Origin of the sequence: Pseudomonas putida (assembly GCF_028682635.1) — a bacterium.
GTDB classification, from domain to species: domain Bacteria; phylum Pseudomonadota; class Gammaproteobacteria; order Pseudomonadales; family Pseudomonadaceae; genus Aquipseudomonas; species Aquipseudomonas putida_AE.
On sequence record NZ_JANHLK010000011.1, the window covers coordinates 75,053 to 96,181 of the forward strand.

Consider the following 21,129-nt stretch of genomic DNA (forward strand, 5'->3'; position numbering starts at 1 on the left):
TTCGCGAGCAAGCCCGCTCCCACACTGGACCGCGTTTCTTCAGGCAAAACGCGGTCAAATGTGGGAGCGGGCTTGCTCGCGAAGGCGTCCTGATAGCCACCATCACATCACCCGCAAACAAAAACGGCAGCCTCGATGGGCTGCCGTTCTGCTTGCAACAAATGACTCAAGCCAGACGCGCCAGCATCTCCCTGGCTTCGCTCTTCTGGCCGTCGTCGCCTTCGGTCACCACCTCGTTGAGGATGTCGCGGGCACCATCGTTGTCGCCCATGTCGATATAGGCCTGGGCCAGGTCGAGCTTGGTGGCGACTTCGTCTGTGCCGGACAGGAAATCGAACTCCGGCTCGTCATCCACGGTGGCCAGGGCGTCATCTACCGTGAAGCTCGGCTCGCTGATGCTCCGGGACAGGTCGTCCAGTTCGGCGCTGACGTCATCCAGCTCAGTGCTGAACGCCTGCGCAGGCGGCGTTTCGTCCATTTCATCGGCCAGCGACAAGTCGAAATCGGCCGGTAGGTCCAGATCGTCGAGGGTCACTTGTGGCACGTCTGGTACTGGCGCGGCCGGCAGGTCCTTGATGTCTTCGTCCAGGCTCAGCAGGAAATCGTCCTCGGCCAGGATCGCCGGCGAAGGCTCGCCACCGAGGTCCATGTCCAGGTCGAACTCCGACAGGTCATCGAGGTTTTCCTTGATTTCAGTCTGTTGCTGCAAGACCGACTCGAAACTCAGGTCATCGTCCTGGGGGAAGTCTTCCAGGTCGGCCAGGGTTGCTTCCGGTGCTGGCTCTGGCAATGGCTCCGGCGCTGGCTCTGGCGCAACCGTGACCGGCGTGACATTTTCCAGGTCATCCAGGCTCAGGTCGAAAGCGCTGTCGAAATCGTCATCGGCCGCAGCCGGCGATTGCGGCTCGTCGAGCAACAGATCCTTGACGTACTGCGCGTCCAGTTCCGCAGCAGCGGCGGCAGCGGCAATACCGCCGGCAGCGACCAGTGCCATGGCCGGGAAACGGCTCTTGAGTTTTTCGACCTGGGCATAGTTGTCGCCGTTGGCCACCAACTGCCGCTCCTGGACCACAAACGCGTCGCGGTCACCCTGCAAGCCGTAGACTTCCATCAGCTTAAGGCGCAACTCGCTGCGTTGCGGCTCCTGCTTGACGCCCTCTTCCAGCAGCGCGGCGGCCTGGTTCAGGCGACCACCGTCGATGTGCGACTGCGCCCGGCCCAGCACGTCGTCGGAATGCTCGGCGGCGGGCGATACCAAGGGTGCAGCAATCGGCGGCGTGACTACAACCGGGGCAATCACAGGGGCTGGAGCTGGCGCTGGAGCAGGCGCCGTGGCCAGTTTCGGGGTCGGCGGCTCGACGTCCAGGTCCTCGAAGATGCCTTTGGACAGGTCAAGCTCGCTGGAGAACTCCTGCTCTTCTGCCAGGGCGCGGGCCATGCGCAGGTGTTTTTCGGCTTCCTGCTGGGCTTTGCGGCGACGGGCCAGCAACAGCAGCAACAGCAGCACCACGATTGCCCCGCCACCCGCCAGGCCCAAGAGCAACGGATTGGTCAGCAGCTCGTTGAATTTCTGATCGTTGGAGGCAGCAGGCTTCGGTTCGATCGGAGTGTCGGCCGGAGCCGCAGTTGGAGCTGCAGCCGTTTCAGGCGCCGCTGCAGCCGGAGCTGGCGTTTCGACGGGGACTGGCGCCGGCGCTTCGGCAGGCGTTGCCGCAGGATCGGTCGCCGGCTCAGCCGGGATCGCCGCAACGGTTGCAGTCTCCGCAGGCGCCCCGGCCGCACCGTCGGCCTGCAATTTGGCCAGTTGGTTGTTCTTCAGCTCGATGAGACGTTGCAGCTTGTCCATCTGGCTTTGCAGATCGGTCATGCGGCTTTTCAGTTCAGCGCTGTCACGGCGCTTGGTATCGAGGCTTTCCTGGGTCACCGCCAGCTGGTTGTTCAAGGCCTTGGCATCGCCCGCGGCGCCCTTGGCACCGGCCTTGCCGGATTCGGCGGACACCAGGCTCAGCTTGTCCTGGGCGGCTTGTGCTGAAGGTGCTTCACCGCGACCGCGATTGGTCGCATCGAGCTGCTGCTGGCCAGTACCCGGTTTGGCGACATAACGACGCCCCTGACGCCAGGCGGTGTTTTGTGCAGCCACTTCGGCGATGGCCTTGGCTTGCGGCAGGCTCGTGCTTTGGGCCTGATCCGGCAGACGCAGCACCTGGCCGGTCTTGAGCCGGTTGATGTTGCCATCGATGAAGGCATCCGGGTTCAGCGCCTGGATGGCGAGCATGGTTTGCTGGATCGAACCGCCATTGCGCGCCTTCGCGGCGATTTCCCACAGGGTATCGCGCTTTGTGGTGGTGTATTCAGCCGGTGGGGTCGCACCGGTGACGGGCGTTGTACCGGTTTGAACAGGTGCAGGCTGCGCAGCCGCGTCAGCGGTCTGCGGCGAGAATTTGGACGGATCGAGCAATACGCTGTAATCGCGCAGCAGACGACCGTTGGGCCACATCACCTGAACCAGGAATTTCACCATCGGTTCGCTCAGGGGCTTGCTGGAGGTCACGCGCAGGATGCTTTTACCGCTGGCGTTGAGCACCGGGGTAAAGGTCAGGTCGTTGAGAAACGCCTGGCGGTCGACACCGGCCTTGGCGAAATCTTCTGGTGAAGCCAGGCTCGGCACCACTTCGGCGGCGGTGAGTTCCTTGACGTCGAGCAACTCGATTTCCGCCACCAGCGGCTGGTTCAGCGTCGATTTCAGGGTCAGTTCCCCAAGCCCGAGGGCATGCGCCATACCGGAGGACAGCGCCGAGGCGGCCGCTATTGCTAACACCAGTTTGCGAACTTGAACCATAGCTTATCCTTAGTTTTTACATTCCTCGGCCAGCGAGGTAGGTAGCCGCTGCCGTAAGGCATTGCGCGCGGGCGAAGGTCGCCGCGCGCGATCGTTTCATGCATGCCCTGCAACGCCCTGCAGGGTGGCTCGCCTTCGGCATTACGGCCAGGCATGGCGCTCGTTTGGAAGTATCTTTTACAGCAGGTCTTTTATCAACAACTCGGCCAGCTGCACAGCATTGAGGGCCGCGCCTTTGCGTACGTTATCTGACGTCAGCCACAGATTAAGTTCCGACGGTTCGTCGATCCCCAGGCGCACCCGACCAACGTAGACCACATCCTGGCCCACGGCATCACCGACCGCTGTCGGGTAGTCGCCGGCTTCCACCAGCTCGATGCCGGGCGCGTCTTCGAGTGCGGCATTGACCTTGACCAGATCGATGTCGCTCGCGGATTGCAGAGTCACGCTATAGCTATCGCCAAAAAACACCGGGGCTTGAATGCAAGTCACGGAAATCTTCAAAGAAGGCAGCGCCATGACCTGGCGCAGCTCGCGCACCAGGCGCTTTTCCAGCACGGTGTGGCCCTGCTCATCTGGCTTGCCAACCTGGGCCAGCAGGTTGAATGCCATCTGCCGGTCAAAGAAGGTTGGCTCCAGTGGGCGCACATTGAGCAGTTCGGCGGTTTGCCGGGCCAGTTCGGTCACGGCTTCGCGGCCCTGGGCCGACACTGCCAGGCTGGCGGTCAGGTTGATGCGCTGCAAATCGAGCAAACCCAGCAAGGGGGCGAGCACGACTGCCAGGGTGGTGGCCGACGGGCTCGGGCTGCTGACCTGAAATGGCTTTTTCAGGCCGGCCAGCACCTGCGCATTCGCTTCCGGGACCACCTGTGGCGCCTGGTCGGCCGGCAAGGCGCCGGAGAGGTCGATCAGCGAGCAACCGGCGGCGGTGGCACGGGCGGCATAACTCAATGTCACGGCGGGACCGGCGGCAAAAAACACCAGCTGAACCTTGCTGAAGTCGAACTCATCGACTTCGCGCACCCGCACGTTCTTGCCGCGATACGGCACCGAACTGCCGGCGGATTCGCTGCTGGCCAGTAAATGCAGGGTGCCGATCGGGAAATCGCGCTCTTCGAGAATCTGCACCAGCGTTTCGCCGACAGTACCGGTGGCGCCGATCACGGCAATATCAATGGTCTGGCTCATGGGTTTTACCTCTGGCGAAACGGGGGGAGCGGCACTTTACCGGGTGGTGGATGTACAGGCAATTCGGGCGAGCCCTTCGGCGCCCGTTATGGCCCCTTCGCTGGCAAGCCAGCTCCTACAGGGATTGCGCTGTCCTTGTAGGAGCTGACTTGCCAGCGAAGGGGCCAGACCAGACAACCGAGAAACCCGGAATAAAAAAACCCGCGCCTCTCGCAAGGCGCGGGTTTTTCATTGCATCAACCGATCAACGCTCGAGCAGGATCCGCAGCATGCGACGCAGCGGTTCGGCCGCGCCCCACAGCAGCTGGTCGCCGACGGTGAACGCGCCGACGAACTGCGAGCCCATGTTCAGCTTGCGCAGACGGCCTACCGGGATGTTCAGGGTGCCGGTGACCTTGTTCGGGCTCAGCTCCTGAATGCTGGTTTCGCGGCTGTTCGGCACCAGCTTGACCCAAGGGTTGTGCTGGCTGATCAGCCCTTCGATATCGGCGATCGGCACGTCTTTGTTCAGCTTGATGGTCAGCGCCTGGCTGTGGCAGCGCATGGCGCCGATGCGCACGCAGATGCCATCCACCGGGATCGGGCTCTTGAAGCGACCGAGGATCTTGTTGGTTTCGGCCTGGGCCTTCCACTCTTCACGGCTCTGACCGTTCGGCAGTTCCTTGTCGATCCACGGGATCAGGCTGCCGGCCAGCGGTACGCCGAAGTTTTCGGTCGGGTATGCGTCGCTGCGCATGGCTTCGGCCACACGACGGTCGATGTCGAGGATCGCGCTGGCCGGATCGGCCAGTTGATCGGCGACAGCGGCGTGGGTCGCACCCATCTGCTTGATCAGTTCACGCATGTTCTGCGCGCCGGCACCGGAAGCCGCCTGATAGGTCATGGCGCTCATCCACTCCACCAGGCCGGCCTCGAACAGGCCACCCAGGCCCATCAGCATCAGGCTGACGGTGCAGTTGCCGCCGATGTAGTTCTTGGTGCCCGCGTCCAGCTGCTGGTCGATGACCTTGCGGTTGACCGGGTCCAGCACGATGACCGCGTCATCCTGCATGCGCAGGCTGGAAGCGGCGTCGATCCAGTAACCCTGCCAGCCCGCTTCGCGCAGCTTCGGGAACACTTCGCTGGTGTAGTCGCCACCCTGGCAGGTCAGGATCACGTCGAGGGTTTTCAGCTCTTCAATGCTGTAAGCGTCCTTGAGCGGAGCAATGTCCTTGCCCACGGACGGGCCTTGGCCACCGACATTGGAAGTGGTGAAAAACACCGGCTCGATAAGATCGAAATCCTGCTCTTCCAGCATCCGCTGCATGAGCACGGAACCGACCATACCGCGCCAACCGATCAGACCTACACGTTTCATCGCAACTACACCTTCTTGAAAAGTGGGCCGCTGCTTCCGGGGGTAAAAGCGGCAGCGGGCCCGAGAGATTACAGATTCCGCAGCGCGGCGACTACTGCGTCGCCCATTTCCTGCGTACCGACTTTAGTGCAACCGGCCGACCAGATGTCACCGGTGCGCAAGCCCTGGTCCAGCACCAGGCTGACGGCTTTCTCGATGGCATCGGCCGCGGCCTGCTGGTTGAAGCTGTAGCGCAGCATCATCGAGACCGACAAAATGGTCGCCAACGGGTTGGCGATGCCTTGGCCTGCGATATCCGGCGCCGAACCGTGGCACGGCTCGTACATGCCCTTGTTGTTGGTGTCCAGGGACGCCGACGGCAGCATGCCGATGGAACCGGTGAGCATCGACGCCTGGTCGGACAGGATATCGCCAAACATGTTGTCGGTGACGATCACGTCGAACTGCTTCGGCGCGCGCACCAGTTGCATGGCGGCGTTGTCGACGTACATGTGGCTCAGTTCGACCTGCGGGTAGTCCTTGGCCACTTCCTCGACGATTTCACGCCACAGCTGGCTGGAGGCCAATACGTTGGCCTTGTCCACAGAGCAGAGCTTCTTGCCGCGGACCATGGCCATGTCGAAACCGACTCGGGCGATGCGGCGGATTTCGCTTTCGCTGTACGGCAGGGTGTCGTAGGACTGACGCTCGCCGTTTTCCAGGGTGCGGGTGCCACGTGGCGCGCCGAAGTAGATACCGCCGGTCAGCTCGCGAACGATCAGGATGTCCAGGCCGGCAACGATTTCCGGCTTCAGGCTGGAGGCCTCGGCCAGTTGCGGGTAGAGGATCGCCGGGCGCAGGTTGCCGAACAGGCCAAGTTGCGCACGGATTTTCAGCAGGCCGCGCTCAGGGCGGATGTCACGCTCGATGGTGTCCCATTTCGGGCCTCCCACGGCGCCCAGCAATACCGCGTCGGCGGCGCGGGCACGCTCCAGGGTTTCGTCAGCCAGTGGCACGCCGTGCTTGTCGATGGCCGCGCCGCCGATTACGTCGTGGCTCAGCTCGAAGCCCAGGGCGAACTTGTCGCTGGCCAATTCCAGCACCTTGACCGCTTCGGCCATGATTTCCGGGCCAATACCGTCACCTGGGAGAATCAGAATCTGCTTGCTCATGCTTTCCTCATGTCATCAGTCGGTGCGCCCTGGGGGCGCGCCCGGAAAAATTCTATCGCTCGGCCATCAATACCAGCACATCCGTGCTGAACGAACCATCGGCCTCAATCTCGAAATATTCGCGTACTTCGTTGCCCATCGACTGCTGCAATTCGCGGATCGCCGCGCGCATCACCTGCGGGGTACGCATGCGCTCGACCCAGGAGCTGTATTCCAAACGCAGCCGCTGACGGGTGGTGCTGCGGGTATGCAGCCCGGCCTCACTGACCTGGCGCAACCACTCACCGGCGCTATAGTCGCGCACATGGCTGGTGTCGCGCAGCACTTCGACGCTTTGCAGGTAAGTGTCGAACAATGGACTGCCCGGCGACAACACGTCGACGAATGCCGCGACACCGCCCGGCTTCAATACCCGGCGCACTTCCCGCAGGGCCAGGCCGAGATCGCTCCAGTGATGCGCCGAATAACGACTGAACACGAAGTCGAACTCGCCATCGGCGAATGGCAGGCGCTCGGCGGCGCCGTTGACCGTGGTGACGTTGCTCAAGCCACGATCGACGGCGGCAGCGGCCACCACGTCAAGCATCTGTTGCGACAGGTCGTAGGCCACCACTTCCTTGACCAGCGACGCCACCTGGAAACTCACGTGACCAGCGCCACAGCCCAGGTCCAGGACCCGAGCTTCGCCCTGCCCTGCCAGTTCGGCCTGTAGCAGCGCGAATTCGGTGCCTTGAGCGTGTACGGCGCTGCTCAGGTAGGCCGCGGCCTGTTCACCGAATTGCTTTTGGACTACCTGGCTGTGCTGGGCGGTGCTGGTCATGGGAACTTCCTTTTTGGGGTTTAGCCTTGTGTCGTCTGTCCGGGCCTCATCGCTGGCAAGCCAGCTCCTACAGGGATTTGCGGTGCTCACAAAACCTGTGGGAGCTGGCCTGCCGGCGATGGGGCCGGCCCTGCCTACATCAATATCGGATCAATCAAGCGTCGCGAAACAACCACGGCTGGCTCGCACGATGCTTGGCTTCAAACGCCGCAATCGCATCGCCGTCCTGCAAGGTCAGGCCGATATCGTCCAGGCCGTTGAGCAGGCAGTGCTTGCGGAAGGCATCGATCTCAAAGTTCAACACCTTGCCGTCCGGACGGGTCACGGTCTGGGCCTGCAGATCGATCTGCAACTGATAGCCGGGGTTGGCCTCGACCTGCTGGAACAGCTCATCGACTTCGGCATCGCTCAAGATGATCGGCAGCAAGCCGTTCTTGAAGCTGTTGTTGAAGAAGATGTCGGCATAGCTCGGCGCGATGATGCTGCGGAAACCGTATTCTTCCAAAGCCCATGGCGCGTGCTCGCGGCTGGAGCCGCAACCGAAGTTCTCGCGGGCCAGCAGTACGCTGGCGCCCTGGTAACGCTCGGCGTTGAGGACGAAGTCCTGGTTCAGCGGACGCTTGGAGTTGTCCTGATACGGCTGCCCCACATCCAGGTAGCGCCACTCGTCGAACAGGTTCGGACCGAAACCGGTGCGCTTGATCGACTTCAGGAACTGCTTCGGGATGATCTGGTCGGTGTCGACGTTGGCACGATCCAGAGGCGCGACAAGTCCAGTGTGCTGGGTAAAAGCTTTCATGCTGCGCTCCTTTAGATCAATTCACGGACGTCGACGAAACGACCGTTCACAGCGGCGGCCGCGGCCATGGCCGGGCTGACGAGGTGGGTACGGCCACCGGCGCCCTGACGGCCTTCGAAGTTTCGGTTCGACGTGGAAGCGCAATGCTCGCCGGACTCCAAACGGTCCGGGTTCATCGCCAGGCACATCGAGCAACCCGGCTCACGCCACTCAAAACCGGCTTCAAGGAAGATCTTGTCCAGACCTTCGGCTTCGGCCTGCGCCTTCACCAGGCCCGAGCCCGGCACCACGATCGCCTGCTTGATGGTCGAGGCCACTTTGCGGCCCTTGGCGATGACGGCTGCGGCGCGCAAGTCTTCGATCCGCGAGTTGGTGCAGGAGCCGATGAATACGCGGTCCAGCTGAATGTCGGTGATCGCCTGGTTGGCAGTCAAACCCATGTATTTCAAGGCGCGCACGATCGAATCGCGTTTGACCAGGTCCATCTCCTTGGCAGGGTCCGGCACGTTCTGATCCACCGCCAGGACCATCTCAGGCGAGGTGCCCCAGCTGACTTGCGGTTTGATCTGGGTCGCGTCGAGTTCAACGATAGTGTCGAACTTGGCGTCTTTATCAGAAACCAGGTCTTTCCAGGCTTCCACGGCCAGGTCCCATTCCGCGCCTTTCGGGGCGAATGGACGGCCCTTCACGTAAGCCACGGTTTTTTCGTCAGCGGCGACCAGGCCAACGCGGGCACCGGCCTCGATGGACATGTTGCAGATGGTCATGCGGCCTTCGACGGACAGGTCACGAATCGCGCTGCCGGCGAACTCGATGGCATGGCCGTTACCGCCGGCGGTGCCGATCTTGCCGATCACGGCGAGGACAATGTCCTTGGCGGTCACGCCGAACGGCAATTTGCCTTCGACGGAAACCAGCATGTTCTTCATTTTCTTGGCGACCAGGCACTGGGTGGCGAGCACATGCTCGACCTCGGAGGTGCCGATACCGTGAGCCAGGGCACCAAACGCGCCGTGGGTCGAGGTATGGGAGTCGCCGCAGACCACGGTCATGCCCGGCAAGGTGGCACCCTGCTCCGGGCCGATGACGTGGACGATGCCTTGGCGGACGTCGTTCATCTTGAATTCGACGATGCCGTATTCATCGCAGTTGTCGTCGAGGGTCTGGACCTGCAAACGCGAAACCTCGTCGGCAATGGCCGCGATGCCGCCCTTGCGCTCAGGGGTGGTCGGTACGTTGTGGTCCGGGGTCGCGATGTTGGCATCGATGCGCCATGGCTTGCGCCCGGCCAGCCGCAGGCCTTCGAAGGCTTGTGGCGAGGTCACTTCATGGATGATGTGACGATCGATGTAGATCAGCGCGGAGCCATCGTCGCGCTGCTTGACCAAATGCGAATCCCAGAGCTTGTCGTAGAGCGTTTTGCCGGCCATCAGACGGTTTCCTCATCAGCTTCTTTCTATGCCCTGGGTCTTGAGCGATTCAATAACCCCTTGGCTTGTGAGGCTGATCCTATGGGGTTACATTAAATAACTCAAATTCATATTTTTTATGCTTTGGATAACCAACTGGAATACGAGCATGGACCTGGCCAACCTTAATGCCTTTATTGCCATCGCCGAGACCGGAAGCTTCTCCGGAGCCGGCGAACGCTTGCACCTGACTCAGCCGGCGATCAGCAAGCGCATCGCCGGGCTGGAGCAGCAACTGAAGGTGCGGCTATTCGATCGGCTGGGCCGCGAAGTCGGCCTGACCGAAGCCGGCCGCGCCCTGCTGCCCCGGGCCTACCAGATTCTCAATGTCCTCGATGATACGCGCCGCGCCCTGACCAACCTCACCGGGCAGGTGAGCGGTCGTCTGACCCTGGCCACCAGTCACCACATCGGCCTGCACCGTTTGCCACCCTTATTAAGGGAGTTCACCCGGCGCTATCCCGAGGTGGCGCTGGATATCCAGTTTCTCGACTCGGAAGTCGCCTACGAAGAAATCCTCCATGGCCGGGCTGAACTGGCGGTGATCACCCTGGCGCCGGAACCCCACGCCCTGGTCAAGGCCACGCCGGTGTGGGACGACCCGCTGGACTTCGTGGTCGCCCCCGAGCATTCGCTGCTCAACAATGGCAAGGTCAGCCTCGCGGACATCGCCCGCCACCCGGCAGTGTTTCCCGGCGGCAACACCTTTACCCACCACATCGTCCAGCGCCTGTTCGAAGCACAGGGCCTGACGCCGAACATCGCCATGAGCACCAATTACCTGGAAACGATCAAGATGATGGTGTCGATCGGCCTGGCCTGGAGCGTCCTGCCACGCACCATGCTCGATGACCAGGTTGCGCGGATACCTTTGCCGGGCATACAACTGACTCGCCAGCTAGGCTATATCCTGCACACTGAAAGGACGCTATCGAATGCAGCACGGGCCTTCATGGCCTTGCTGGATGGCCAGATCGATCTGCCAGGGACTCAAGGCTAACTTGTGCTACTCCTATAGAGCCGCGAATTCCTGTACCCGATACACAATTCAGCCCAAGGCTTGCCAATGCCGAAATCTGTTGACCGTATTCCGCCAATGCCGCGCATCCAGGCGCTTGACCCGAAAAGCTCCGAACAGAGCTGGGAAAGTGCCTCGCAACTGCTGGCCGCGCTCAACGGCGCGCGCCTGGGCGCCTGGTATTGGGACATCGAGCGCGGGCAGATCAGCTGGTCCCGGGGCACCCAGGCGCTGTTTGGCTTCGATCCCCGGCAACCGTTGCCGGCCGACCTGGAATACCTTGACTTGTTGCCTGTGGAAGACCGGGCCAAGACCCTTCGCGCCTTCCATGCGGTGATCGGTGGCGCGCCGCTGGAGCAGGCGATGCACCATCGCGTTCGCTGGCCCGACGGCAGCCTGCACTGGCTGGAGATCAGCGGCAGCCTGCTGCCGGACAAGCACGGCCGTCCACGGATGATTGGCGTGATCCGCGAAATCACCCACCAACGCCAGCGCGAACAGGCGCTGAGTAGCTCGGAGAAACGCTTCGCCACGCTGTTCCACCTGTGCCCGAACATGGTCCTGCTGACGCGCCAGGAAGACGGCCTGATCACCGAAGCCAACCAATATTTCGAAAGCCTGTTCGGCTGGCCGGTCCAGGACGCGATCGGCCGTACCACGCTGGAACTGGGCCTCTGGGTGAACCCCGAACAACGCGCACAACTGGTCAAGGCCACCAAGGCCAAAGGCGAGCTGACCAGCATGGAGGTGCAGTTTCGCGCCAGCAACGGGCAGATCCACGATGGCATCCTCAGTGCGCAAAAGGTCGAGCTCGAAGGCCAGCCCTATCTGCTCAGCACCTTCCTCGACACCACCGAACGCAAAGCCGCCGAACACGCCCTCAAAGACAGCCAGGAGCGCCTCGACCTGGCCCTGGACTCGGCGCAACTGGGCACCTGGGACTGGCACATTCCCAGCGGCATGCTGTATGGCTCGGCCCGCGCCGCACAGTTGCACGGCATGGAGGCCAAGCCGTTCCACGAATCCTTCGACGAGTTTTTCGAAGGCGTGCCCGGCGAAGAACGCGACACCATGCGCGATGCCTACCGCAGCCTGCGCGAAGGCCCGGCCGGCAACTACCAGCTGACCTATCGGGTGCAAATGCCGGATGGCAGCTCACGCTATCTGGAGAGCCGCGCCCGCCTCTACCGCGATGAAAACGGCGTGCCCTTGCGCATGGCCGGCACCCTGCTCGACATCACCGACCAGGTCGAGCGCGAACAACGCCTGGTGGCCTCCGAAGAGAAATTCGCCACCCTGTTCCAGGTCAGCCCCGACCCGATCTGCGTGACCCGCCAGGACACCGGGCAATTCATCGAAATCAATTCCAGCTTCACCCAGACCTTCGGCTGGAGCGCCGCCGATGTGATCGGGCGCAGCGCCGACGAAATCGGCCTGTGGGACGCCTCGGCGAAAAGCCTGCAACGGATCGAACAGGTGATCCGCGAGCAAGGCCTGAACAATGTCGCGATCCTCGTCCAGCACAAGGACGGGCAGTCGCTGACCTGCGTGATCTCCAGCCGCCAGATCAATGTCAGCGAACAGCCGTGCGTCGTCACCACCTTACGCGACATCACCCAGCAGCAACGCTCGGAAGCGGCGCTCAAGGCCAGCGAAGAGAAGTTCGCCAAGGCCTTCCACTCCAGCCCCGACGCCATCACCATCACTGAACGCGATACCGGACGTTATCTGGAGGTCAACGACGGTTTCTGCCGCCTGACCGGCTACCGCGCCGACGAAGTGATCGGCCGCACCGTGTACCAGGTGGGGATCTGGGCCGAAGAGAAACAGCGCTCGACCTTACTCGCCGAACTGCAGATCAAGGGCCGGGTACATCACCTGGAGATGCTCGGGCGCAACAAGCGCGGCGAGCTGCTGACGGTCGAGGTCTCGGTAGAACCCATCACCCTCAACGAAACCGCGTGCCTGCTGCTGACCGCCCGGGACGTCAGCCTGCTGAAAAATGCCGAGGCGCAGATCCGCCACCTGGCCTACCACGACCCCCTGACCAACCTGCCCAACCGCGCCCTGCTGATGGATCGCCTGAGCCAGCAGATCGCCCTGCTCAAGCGCCACAACCTGCGCGGCGCGTTGATGTTCCTCGACCTCGACCACTTCAAGCACATCAACGATTCCCTCGGCCATCCGGTGGGCGACACGGTGCTGAAAATCATCACCGCGCGCCTGGAAGCCAGCGTGCGCATGGAAGACACCGTCGCGCGCCTGGGCGGTGATGAGTTCGTGGTGTTGCTCAGTGGCCTCGAAGGCACGCGCAACCAGGTCAGCGATCAGGTCCGCGAGCTGGCCGATACCATTCGTGAACTGCTGTCCGAACCGATGTTCCTCGACGGCCAGCGCCTGCAGGTGACGCCGAGCATCGGCATTGCCTTGATTCCCGACCACGGCTCGACGCCGACCGACTTGCTCAAGCGCGCCGACATCGCCCTTTATCGGGCCAAGGATTCGGGGCGCAATACCGCGCAGATGTACCACAACACCATGCAGAAGGCCGCGAGCGAACGCCTGCGCATGGAAACCGACCTGCGCCTGGCACTGTCGCGTGGTGAGTTTCGCGTGCATTACCAACCCCAGGTGGACGCCCGGGACAACCGGATCGTCGGTGCCGAAGCGCTGGTGCGCTGGAATCATCCAGAGCTCGGCGCGCAGTCGCCCACCGAGTTCATCAAGGTCCTGGAAGACAGCGGACTGATCCTCGAGGTCGGCACCTGGATCGTCGACGAAGCCTGCCAGGCCTTCAAGAAACTGATCGCCGACGGCCTGGTGGACCCGCTGCAATTCAGCCTGTGCGTCAACATCAGCCCGCGCCAGTTCCGCCAGAACGATTTCGTCGAGCGCATCGAAAGCAGTCTCGCCACCTACGGCCTGCCCTGCTCGCTGCTGAAACTGGAAATCACCGAAGGCATCGTCATCCAGAACCTGGAAGACACCATCAACAAGATGCTGCGCCTGAAAAAACTCGGCGTGAGCTTTGCCATGGACGATTTCGGCACCGGTTACTCCTCGCTCACATACCTCAAGCGCCTGCCGGTCGACACCCTGAAAATCGACCAGTCGTTCATCCGCGACGCCACCACCGACCCCAACGACGCCGAGATCATCCGCGCCATCGTCGCCATGGCCCGCAGCCTGGAACTGAAGATCATCGCCGAAGGGGTGGAGACCGTGGAACAGCTGGAGTTCCTGCAAGGCCTGGGCTGCCATCTCTACCAGGGGTACCTGCATAGCCGGCCGCTACCGGTGGAGGATCTGCAGAAGCTCCTGTAGGAACAAACTCACTGGCTGAATATCCCTTTCCTACACGCGTGCCGGAAGCGTCCGATTTACGCCTGACTGCCTCGTATAGAACCCTTGCGCTGCACTTTGCCCTGCCTTCATTCCTTCGGAGGCAGGCGCAATTTGATCGTCATCAGACAAGGAGTTGCAGCCATGGCCAAGGGATATTTCATTCGCAAGGGCGACAAGACCAGTTGCGGTGGCGAGGTGCTGGAAACCGATACCCGCATCATGATGTTCGGCTTCGCCCATGCTCGCGAGGGGGATCCGGTTTCCTGTGGCAAGAACGACGAAACCTACAAGATTGTCGGTGGTATTTCGTCCTTTGACAGTCACGGTAGGCTGGCAGCTGGTTCGCTGGATAGCCGCAGCAGCTGTCCCTGCAAGGCCGGGCTTAACCCCTCGTTTACCAACATCAGCTATGAGTCCATACAGGGTGCAGCGCCGCAAGCCGTGAGGAGCGACCCTCAACAGGAAGCCGCGCCGGTTGCGCCCAACAACCCGGTCACACCGCAACCATCCAGTTTCACTTCAGCGCGGGCACCCACACCCACGCTCAGCGAACGGCCGGGGACAGTCTGTGAAAACCTTTGGCGCGGGTATCAGCAAAGGGTCGAAAACGTCGTGGCGCCGGGCGGCAAACTGATCGCCGATCCGAAGACGCGCAACAAGGCGATCAATGCCGCCTACGCGCAATTGTGGCGCCTCGATCCACGATTTCAGTGGGCAGGGCTGGCGGCCTTCGCCTCGAAACAGGTGGGCTGTGGATTGCTGCACGCCGCCGAGACGATCGAGAAGATGCAAGCGGAAGAGCAGGCGATACAGCAACTGAGGGACAGTGCCAGACAAGGATTCGGAGGCTTGTTCAGCCGCAGCGAGTGGGAAAAGCGCGCGAAAATTCGCGAGTTCGAGCAGCGCCAGCACGAGTACGAACAGGCCAACCGTGACAACCCGGTGTGGGGCTTCACCCACTGGGGTGCCGACATGCCCTTGACGTACTCGCAACGGATGTACAGATTTGTGTACGAGATGTTGGCCATGGGAAATACCACGCTGTTTTTGGATGTGTATCCGTTGCATGTGTTCTACAGGGAACGTGGGCTGGAGGCGCTGAAGGATTGTCTGCCTTCACGGAAAAACATCTATGGGAGTGGGCAGTATCCGGTGCTGTGGCCGGTCGGCGAGAAAACACTGAAGTTCGGGATTGACCACAAGGAAATCCTGCTAGCCTTTGAGGCGATAGAAGCGGGCAACATCGCCAAAAGCGTTGAACATTTGGCTTGGCACGAACAACAAAATATTCTGCAACCAGCGATGTACAACGACTGGCGATTCAGCTCATTGCTGTACAGCAATCATCTTTCCTACCTGAGCAGTATCCCGTCTGGCGCCGCCGAAGCCATCGAACTGACGTTGGCCAGTCAATGCCGCCGTATCGACGATGGACGTACCGTTGGTTTCAGCAACAGCCTCACTGCCAACCTGGCCGATATCAATCAGCGCATGCCCTTCGTGCTCAGAGCCGCAGATCAGTTTGATGATCTATTACGCAGCAACCAGCGCGGGCAGATTGAGCAGTCGATTAGGGATATCGCCTGGGGTGGAGGCGTGCGATGAGCCTGTTGCAACGCGTGGGCTGGCGTCGTGGTGCGTTGGCACTGGCGGTCGCGGCCCTCCTGACATTGGCAGCGATTGAGGCCCTCTCGGATGAGCCGGAAATTGCCCTGTTGATTGGCGAACCTTGGGAGGATATGCGCCGTCGCTCCAGTGCGGCCATTGATCCAGCCATTCCCGGACACTATTGGGGGCGGCAGGCCAAGTCTGATGCTCGCCTGCGCTTCGCAGACCCTCAATACGGCTTTGTGACCCCATTGGCCCGTTTCTTTACCGTGAGTTTCGATGATGAGCGGGTCAGCAGTGTCCGCATGTCCCCACAAATCGAGCCGCTGCTGCTCGACGACACACTCAAGGTCGTGCTGGATCTACAGGAGCAATGGCGCAATGCTGGCTGGGTACCCATCAGGGTCAATGACTTCCCACCGTTCGCGGACATGCCGCATTGGCGTGCCCAATTACGCGATGCAAACAAAGGCGGCACATCCTACTGGCATGCAGGCACCCAGTATCAGGTGATGATGGTGGTCAATCGTTTCACGGATTACAGGCACCCCACCGAGGAGCGTTACCTCATCACGCTGTCACTGGCCACGCCATGGACGAATCCCTGACATGCTTCGAGCATTAACCCCACACACCAGGCGCCATCACCAAATCCATCCCAAGATGCCATCTACACTCAGTAACCATATCCCCAGCCCCAACTATCCAAGGCCGAGACCTCTCCAACGTGCCCAGCATCTACCAGATCAAACCCGCGTTCCAAAACCTCCTGCGCCCCCTGGTCCAGCGCCTGTTCGACAACGGCACCACCGCCAACCAGATCACCCTGATCGCGGGCATCGGCTCAATCCTTGTGGGCGCCGTGATCGCAGGCTTCGTGCATCACCCCTGGATCTTTGCACTGGTACCCATCTGGATGATCGTGCGCATGGCGCTCAACGCCATCGACGGCATGCTGGCTCGGGAATTCAACCAGCAGTCGCGTTTGGGGGCGTATTTGAATGAGCTGTGCGACATCACTGCCGACTGCGCCCTGATCCTGCCGTTCGCCCTGCTGCCCGGCGTCAGCCTGTGGCTGGTGTTGCTGGTGGCGCTGCTCGCCTTGTTCAGCGAGTACAGCGGCGTGCTGGGGCCGATGGTCGGGGCTTCGCGGCGCTATGACGGGCCCATGGGCAAAAGTGACCGGGCGTTTGTCCTGGGGGTGGTGGCCGCTGGCATCGTACCGGGCTGGATCGGCGCGTTCTGGATCAACACGGTGTTCGCGATCATCGCGATGCTGCTGGTTTATACCTTGATCAACCGGGTCCGCCAGGGCCTCAGGGAAGCACAAATTGACAGCTCTTCAGCCTAAGGAAATGGCAATGCGCGAAGCACAACAACAGACATTCACCACCCACGATGACGTGCAACTGTTCTACCGACACTGGCCCGGCACCCCGGAACCTGGGGAGCCGCGCAAGGCCGTGCTGCTGTTTCACCGCGGCCACGAACACTCCGGGCGCATTGCCCATCTGGTGGATGAACTGGACCTGCCCGGTTTTGACTTCTTCGCCTGGGATGCCCGGGGCCATGGCCTCTCGCCGGGCGCCCGGGGCGACAGCCCCGGTTTTGCCACCAGCGTGCGGGACGTGCAGACTTTCTGTGAGCACCTGGGCGCGACCTATCAGATCGACGAAGAAAATATCGCGGTGATCGCGCAAAGCGTCGGCGCGGTGATCGTCGCCACGTGGGCCCACGATTACGCGCCGCGCATCCGAGCGCTGGTGCTGGCGTCGCCGGCGTTCAAGGTCAAGCTCTACGTGCCCTTCGCCCGCCAGGGGTTGGCGCTGATGCGCCGGTGGCGCGGCAATTTTTTCGTCAACAGCTACGTCAAGGCGCGCTTTCTCAGCCACGACCCGCAACGCGTCGCCAGCTACGACAGCGATCCGCTGATCACCAAGGCCATTTCAGTCAATGTCCTGCTCGGTCTCTACGAGGCCGCCGGACGGGTCGTGGCCGATGCCCAGGCCATAACAATACCCACCCAGCTGTTGATCTCCGGTGCCGACTTCGTCGTGCATCGCCAACCTCAGGAACAGTTCTTCGAGCGCCTGGGCAGCCTGCGCAAGGAAAAACACATCCTGCCGGGGTTCTTCCACGACACCCTGGGCGAAAAGAACCGCGGGCACGCCGTCGCCAGCGCACGTCGCTTCATCCAGCAGAACTTCGCACAGCCGAGCGAACGCACCAGCCTGCTGAATGCCGATCGCCTGGGCCTGACCTGCGCCGAATCCGAATCACTGGCCGCGCCGCTGCCGCACAACTCACTGCGCGACCTGTATTGGCGCATGACCCGCGCCAGCATGCGCCTGGGCAGCCAACTGTCGTCCGGGATCAAGCTGGGGTTCGACACCGGCTTCGACTCCGGCAGCACCCTGGACTACGTCTACCGCAACACAGCCACGGGCAAGTCGGGTGTCGGCCGCCTGATCGACCGCAATTACCTCGATTCCATCGGCTGGCGCGGCATTCGCCAACGCAAGCTGCACGTCGAAGAACTGCTGCGCCTGGCGATGCAGCAATTGCGCGACCAGGGCCGCGAAGTGCGCATCGTCGACATCGCCGCCGGCCACGGACGCTACATTCTCGAAGCCCTTCAGGGCGTCAGCCCGTTACCCGAGTCGATCCTGTTGCGCGACTACAGCGACATCAACGTGCGCGACGGCAGCGCGCTGATCCGCGAGAAAGGCCTGGAAGGGATCGCACAATTCGTCAAGGGCGACGCCTTCGACCGTGCCGACCTGGCTGCGCTGCAACCCAAGCCGACCCTGGCGGTGGTCTCCGGTCTGTACGAGCTGTTCGCAGACAACCAGATGGTCGCGGCTTCCCTAGCTGGCCTGGCCGAAGCCGTGGAGCCGGGCGGATACCTGGTCTATACCGGTCAACCCTGGCATCCGCAACTGGAACTGATCGCCCGCGCCTTGACCAGCCACCGTGAAGGCCAGGCCTGGGTCATGCGCCGGCGCACCCAGGTGGAAACGGACCAACGGGTGGAGGCCGCCGGTTTTCGCAAGGTCAGCATGCGCGTCGACGAGTGGGGCATTTTCAGCGTGGCTCTCGCGCAACGGGTGTCTTGATGCTGCGCAACACGACGACGACACGCGAACCCGGTTTGCTCAAACCTGCGCTGCTCTGGCTGCTGCTCCTGGCGCCGTTGTTCTTCGGCACCTACGGGTTTGCCACCTGGTTCACCACCCAGCGCGACGATGTCGGCAGCCTGGTATTCGGCTGGGAAAACCACATGCCGTTCTGGGCCTGGACCATCGTCCCCTACTGGTCCATCGACTTGCTGTACGGCCTATCCCTGCTGCTGCCCGACAGTCGCCAGGAACTCAAGCGCCACGCCTTGCGCCTGCTGACCGCGCAACTCATTGCGGTCAGCTGTTTCCTGATCTGGCCGTTGCGCTTCACCTTCGCCCGGCCGGAACTTGACGGCGTATTCGGCTGGCTGTTCGATGTCCTGGCAGGCTTTGACAAGCCATTCAATCAGGCGCCATCCCTGCACATCGCCTTGCTGGTGATCCTGTGGACTTGCTACCACCGGCACTTGCAGGGCCTCTGGCGCGGATTGATGCATGCCTGGTTCATCCTCATCGGGATCTCGGTGCTGACCACTTACCAGCACCACTTCATCGATCTGCCGACCGGCGTGCTGCTTGGCTGGCTGTGTGTCTGGCTGTGGCCGCTGGAGCGACCTGGCCCTTTGCAGCGCGCCCGACTGGCAACCGGGCAAAAACGCTGGCAACTGGCGCTGTATTACCTGGTGGGGGCTGCTGCTTTTGCCGTCCCGGCCTTCAGCTTCGGGGGCATCTGGCTGTGGCTGACCTGGCCTGCATCGGCCTTGCTGCTGGTGGCGCTCAATTACGCCGTGCTGGGTGCAGAAGGTTTTCAGAAAGGCGCCGATGGACGCCTGTCCCCTGCCGCACGCTGGTTGATGGCGCCCTACCTGGCTGCCGCCTGGCTCAATTCGCGCCTGTGGACGCGCAACAATCCACTACCGGACCAGGTAATCGATGACGTCTGGCTCGGACGCATACCGACTGGCCGGGAACTCAAGGGCAGCCCCTTCAGTGCCGTGTTCGACCTGTGTGCCGAACTGTCGCTCGATCCTGGCAGCGTCGCCTATCGCACGCTACCGGTGCTGGACTTGACCACCCCCACCCCCTTGCAATGCCAGGAAGCCGCGCTGGCCATCGAAAGCCTGCGCCAGCACGGGCCGCTACTGGTCTGCTGCGCCTTGGGCTATTCGCGCAGCGCCACCGCAGTCGCCGCCTGGCTGCTGCACACCGGGCGGGCCAGCAGTGTCGCCGAAGCCTTTTTGGTGATCCAGCGCGCACGCCCGGGGATTGTTCTGGGTCTCCTGCACCGAGAGGCGCTGGAGCCGCTGGCGACCAGCATGGAGAAGAAAGGTGTCCATTGATATGCAACTGCAGGTGACAGCCAGTCTGTTGCGCCGTGGCGACTCCCTGGATCGATTGTCCAGCGGCCTCACCCTGCTCGGCGCCCTGCTCGGCCTGGGCCAGTACCTGATGCCCGGCCCGGGGTTGTGGAGCCTGGCCTGCAGCGGCGGACTACTGGTGCTCGGCCTGTGGCAAAAATACTGGGCACTGCGGGTAGCCTTCGACGCCGATCTGTTCCGCCATCTGGCCGACCGTGCCGAAGACTTGCCCCAGCGCACCCAAGACCTGGACCAGGCGCTGACGGCCCTGGGCCTGCAACCTGCCGAGCGCGGCGGCCGCCCCTGGAGCGAACGCATCGCCGGCGCCTTGAAACTGTTACGACGCCAGGCATTGCTGGTGGCGGCCCAACTGTTGTTGACCCTGGTGTTCATCCTGGCCAACCCCTGGCTGGCCTATGCCGAATAAGGAGCTCTCATGCTGGAACCCGTGGTTGCCACCCTCATCACCTCGGCCGCGCGCCTGCTCACCGGAGCGCGCAGCCTTTGGCTCGGTTGTGCGCCGCAACCGGTACAGCGCATCTATTTCGCCAACCACAGCAGTCATGGCGATTTCGTCCTGCTGTGGGCCTCCCTGCCGCCGACCTTGCGCCGCATCACGCGACCGGTTGCCGGTGCGGATTACTGGCTCAAGAGCCCCCTGCGCCGGTACATTATCAACCAGGTGTTCAACGGCGTGCTGATTGACCGCGAGCGCAAGGACAGTACCGACAATCCCTTGCAGCCGATGTTCGACGCCCTGGAGCGCGGCGATTCGCTGATCCTTTTTCCGGAAGGCACCCGCAATCCCGAAGACGGCCTATTGCCCTTCAAGAGCGGGCTGTATCACCTGGCAAAGCAGTATCCCCAGGCGCAGGTAATCCCGGTGTGGATCGCCAACCTCAACCGCGTCATGCCCAAGGGTCGCGTGCTGCCACTGCCGCTGTTATGCACCATCAGCTTTGGTGCCGCGCTGGCCATCGACGAAGACGAAAGCAAGGCGCAGTTCCTCGAACGCAGTCGCGAAGCGCTGCTGAGCCTGGCCGGGGAGCATGCCTGAC

Annotated in this window: 16 protein-coding genes; 9 read left to right on the forward strand and 7 right to left on the reverse strand. The window is 62.2% G+C overall.

From position 1 onward, the window contains the following. Window positions 1-166: 166 nt before the first annotated feature. The 7 genes from NPS56_RS15630 to leuC all read right to left on the reverse strand — a co-directional run bounded on the left by NPS56_RS15630 (window position 167) and on the right by leuC (window position 9,584). Window positions 167-2,839 (reverse strand): FimV/HubP family polar landmark protein, encoded by a 2,673-nt coding sequence (locus NPS56_RS15630; RefSeq protein ID WP_274075419.1) that lies wholly within the window; start codon window positions 2,837-2,839, stop codon window positions 167-169. Between the two features lie 177 nt (window positions 2,840-3,016). Then, a complete protein-coding gene (locus tag NPS56_RS15635) occupies window positions 3,017-4,027 on the reverse strand; it encodes an aspartate-semialdehyde dehydrogenase (RefSeq protein ID WP_274075420.1) in 1,011 nt (336 codons plus the stop codon). A 244-nt stretch (window positions 4,028-4,271) separates the two neighbouring features. Further along, on the reverse strand, window positions 4,272-5,384 hold the full coding sequence (gene asd / locus NPS56_RS15640; protein ID WP_007975660.1) for an aspartate-semialdehyde dehydrogenase: 1,113 nt from the start codon (window positions 5,382-5,384) through the stop codon (window positions 4,272-4,274). A gap of 68 nt (window positions 5,385-5,452) precedes the next feature. Further along, window positions 5,453-6,535 (reverse strand): 3-isopropylmalate dehydrogenase, encoded by a 1,083-nt coding sequence (gene leuB / locus NPS56_RS15645; protein WP_274075421.1) that lies wholly within the window; start codon window positions 6,533-6,535, stop codon window positions 5,453-5,455. Between the two features lie 52 nt (window positions 6,536-6,587). Then, entirely contained in the window at window positions 6,588-7,355 is a 768-nt protein-coding gene (locus tag NPS56_RS15650; RefSeq protein ID WP_274075422.1) for a class I SAM-dependent methyltransferase, read from the reverse strand. A 154-nt stretch (window positions 7,356-7,509) separates the two neighbouring features. After that, window positions 7,510-8,154 (reverse strand): 3-isopropylmalate dehydratase small subunit, encoded by a 645-nt coding sequence (leuD, locus tag NPS56_RS15655; RefSeq protein WP_077185516.1) that lies wholly within the window; start codon window positions 8,152-8,154, stop codon window positions 7,510-7,512. Between the two features lie 11 nt (window positions 8,155-8,165). Further along, window positions 8,166-9,584 (reverse strand): 3-isopropylmalate dehydratase large subunit, encoded by a 1,419-nt coding sequence (gene leuC / locus NPS56_RS15660; RefSeq protein ID WP_274075423.1) that lies wholly within the window; start codon window positions 9,582-9,584, stop codon window positions 8,166-8,168. A gap of 148 nt (window positions 9,585-9,732) precedes the next feature. On the opposite strand from leuC, the gene NPS56_RS15665 reads away from it, so the two are divergent. The 9 genes from NPS56_RS15665 (at window position 9,733) to NPS56_RS15705 (ending at window position 21,128) form a co-directional block, all read left to right on the forward strand. Beyond that, on the forward strand, window positions 9,733-10,623 hold the full coding sequence (locus NPS56_RS15665; RefSeq protein ID WP_274075424.1) for a LysR family transcriptional regulator: 891 nt from the start codon (window positions 9,733-9,735) through the stop codon (window positions 10,621-10,623). A gap of 66 nt (window positions 10,624-10,689) precedes the next feature. Then, a complete protein-coding gene (locus NPS56_RS15670) occupies window positions 10,690-13,965 on the forward strand; it encodes a PAS domain S-box protein (protein ID WP_274075425.1) in 3,276 nt (1,091 codons plus the stop codon). A gap of 162 nt (window positions 13,966-14,127) precedes the next feature. After that, window positions 14,128-15,591, forward strand: a complete 1,464-nt coding sequence (locus NPS56_RS15675) for a PAAR domain-containing protein (protein ID WP_274075426.1) — start codon at window positions 14,128-14,130, stop codon at window positions 15,589-15,591. Then, on the forward strand, window positions 15,588-16,202 hold the full coding sequence (locus NPS56_RS15680; RefSeq protein ID WP_274075427.1) for a hypothetical protein: 615 nt from the start codon (window positions 15,588-15,590) through the stop codon (window positions 16,200-16,202). The genes NPS56_RS15675 and NPS56_RS15680 overlap by 4 nt, the downstream gene beginning before the upstream one ends. Before the next feature lie 119 nt (window positions 16,203-16,321). Then, window positions 16,322-16,945 (forward strand): CDP-alcohol phosphatidyltransferase family protein, encoded by a 624-nt coding sequence (locus tag NPS56_RS15685; protein WP_274075428.1) that lies wholly within the window; start codon window positions 16,322-16,324, stop codon window positions 16,943-16,945. A gap of 10 nt (window positions 16,946-16,955) precedes the next feature. Next, on the forward strand, window positions 16,956-18,710 hold the full coding sequence (locus NPS56_RS15690; protein WP_274075429.1) for a bifunctional alpha/beta hydrolase/class I SAM-dependent methyltransferase: 1,755 nt from the start codon (window positions 16,956-16,958) through the stop codon (window positions 18,708-18,710). Then, the gene (locus NPS56_RS15695; RefSeq protein ID WP_274075430.1) at window positions 18,710-20,053 is read left to right on the forward strand and encodes a phosphatase PAP2/dual specificity phosphatase family protein; all 1,344 of its coding nucleotides are present in this window, start codon (window positions 18,710-18,712) and stop codon (window positions 20,051-20,053) included. The genes NPS56_RS15690 and NPS56_RS15695 overlap by 1 nt, the downstream gene beginning before the upstream one ends. Next, entirely contained in the window at window positions 20,043-20,498 is a 456-nt protein-coding gene (locus NPS56_RS15700) for a hypothetical protein (protein WP_274075431.1), read from the forward strand. Before NPS56_RS15695 ends, NPS56_RS15700 begins: the two co-directional genes overlap by 11 nt. A 9-nt stretch (window positions 20,499-20,507) precedes the next feature. Beyond that, window positions 20,508-21,128, forward strand: a complete 621-nt coding sequence (locus tag NPS56_RS15705) for a lysophospholipid acyltransferase family protein (protein WP_274075432.1) — start codon at window positions 20,508-20,510, stop codon at window positions 21,126-21,128. The last annotated feature ends 1 nt before the right edge of the window (window position 21,129 follow it).

Excerpts from the sequence above, each read along its gene's own strand:
- NPS56_RS15630 (WP_274075419.1), bottom strand. The coding sequence starts at position 2,839 with ATGGTTCAAGTTCGCAAACTGGTGTTAGCAATAGCGGCCGCCTCGGCG.
- NPS56_RS15635 (WP_274075420.1), bottom strand. The coding sequence starts at position 4,027 with ATGAGCCAGACCATTGATATTGCCGTGATCGGCGCCACCGGTACTGTC.
- asd (WP_007975660.1), bottom strand. The coding sequence starts at position 5,384 with ATGAAACGTGTAGGTCTGATCGGTTGGCGCGGTATGGTCGGTTCCGTG.
- leuB (WP_274075421.1), bottom strand. The coding sequence starts at position 6,535 with ATGAGCAAGCAGATTCTGATTCTCCCAGGTGACGGTATTGGCCCGGAA.
- NPS56_RS15650 (WP_274075422.1), bottom strand. The coding sequence starts at position 7,355 with ATGACCAGCACCGCCCAGCACAGCCAGGTAGTCCAAAAGCAATTCGGT.
- leuD (WP_077185516.1), bottom strand. The coding sequence starts at position 8,154 with ATGAAAGCTTTTACCCAGCACACTGGACTTGTCGCGCCTCTGGATCGT.
- leuC (WP_274075423.1), bottom strand. The coding sequence starts at position 9,584 with ATGGCCGGCAAAACGCTCTACGACAAGCTCTGGGATTCGCATTTGGTC.
- NPS56_RS15665 (WP_274075424.1), top strand. The coding sequence starts at position 9,733 with ATGGACCTGGCCAACCTTAATGCCTTTATTGCCATCGCCGAGACCGGA.
- NPS56_RS15670 (WP_274075425.1), top strand. The coding sequence starts at position 10,690 with ATGCCGAAATCTGTTGACCGTATTCCGCCAATGCCGCGCATCCAGGCG.
- NPS56_RS15675 (WP_274075426.1), top strand. The coding sequence starts at position 14,128 with ATGGCCAAGGGATATTTCATTCGCAAGGGCGACAAGACCAGTTGCGGT.
- NPS56_RS15680 (WP_274075427.1), top strand. The coding sequence starts at position 15,588 with ATGAGCCTGTTGCAACGCGTGGGCTGGCGTCGTGGTGCGTTGGCACTG.
- NPS56_RS15690 (WP_274075429.1), top strand. The coding sequence starts at position 16,956 with ATGCGCGAAGCACAACAACAGACATTCACCACCCACGATGACGTGCAA.
- NPS56_RS15695 (WP_274075430.1), top strand. The coding sequence starts at position 18,710 with ATGCTGCGCAACACGACGACGACACGCGAACCCGGTTTGCTCAAACCT.
- NPS56_RS15705 (WP_274075432.1), top strand. The coding sequence starts at position 20,508 with ATGCTGGAACCCGTGGTTGCCACCCTCATCACCTCGGCCGCGCGCCTG.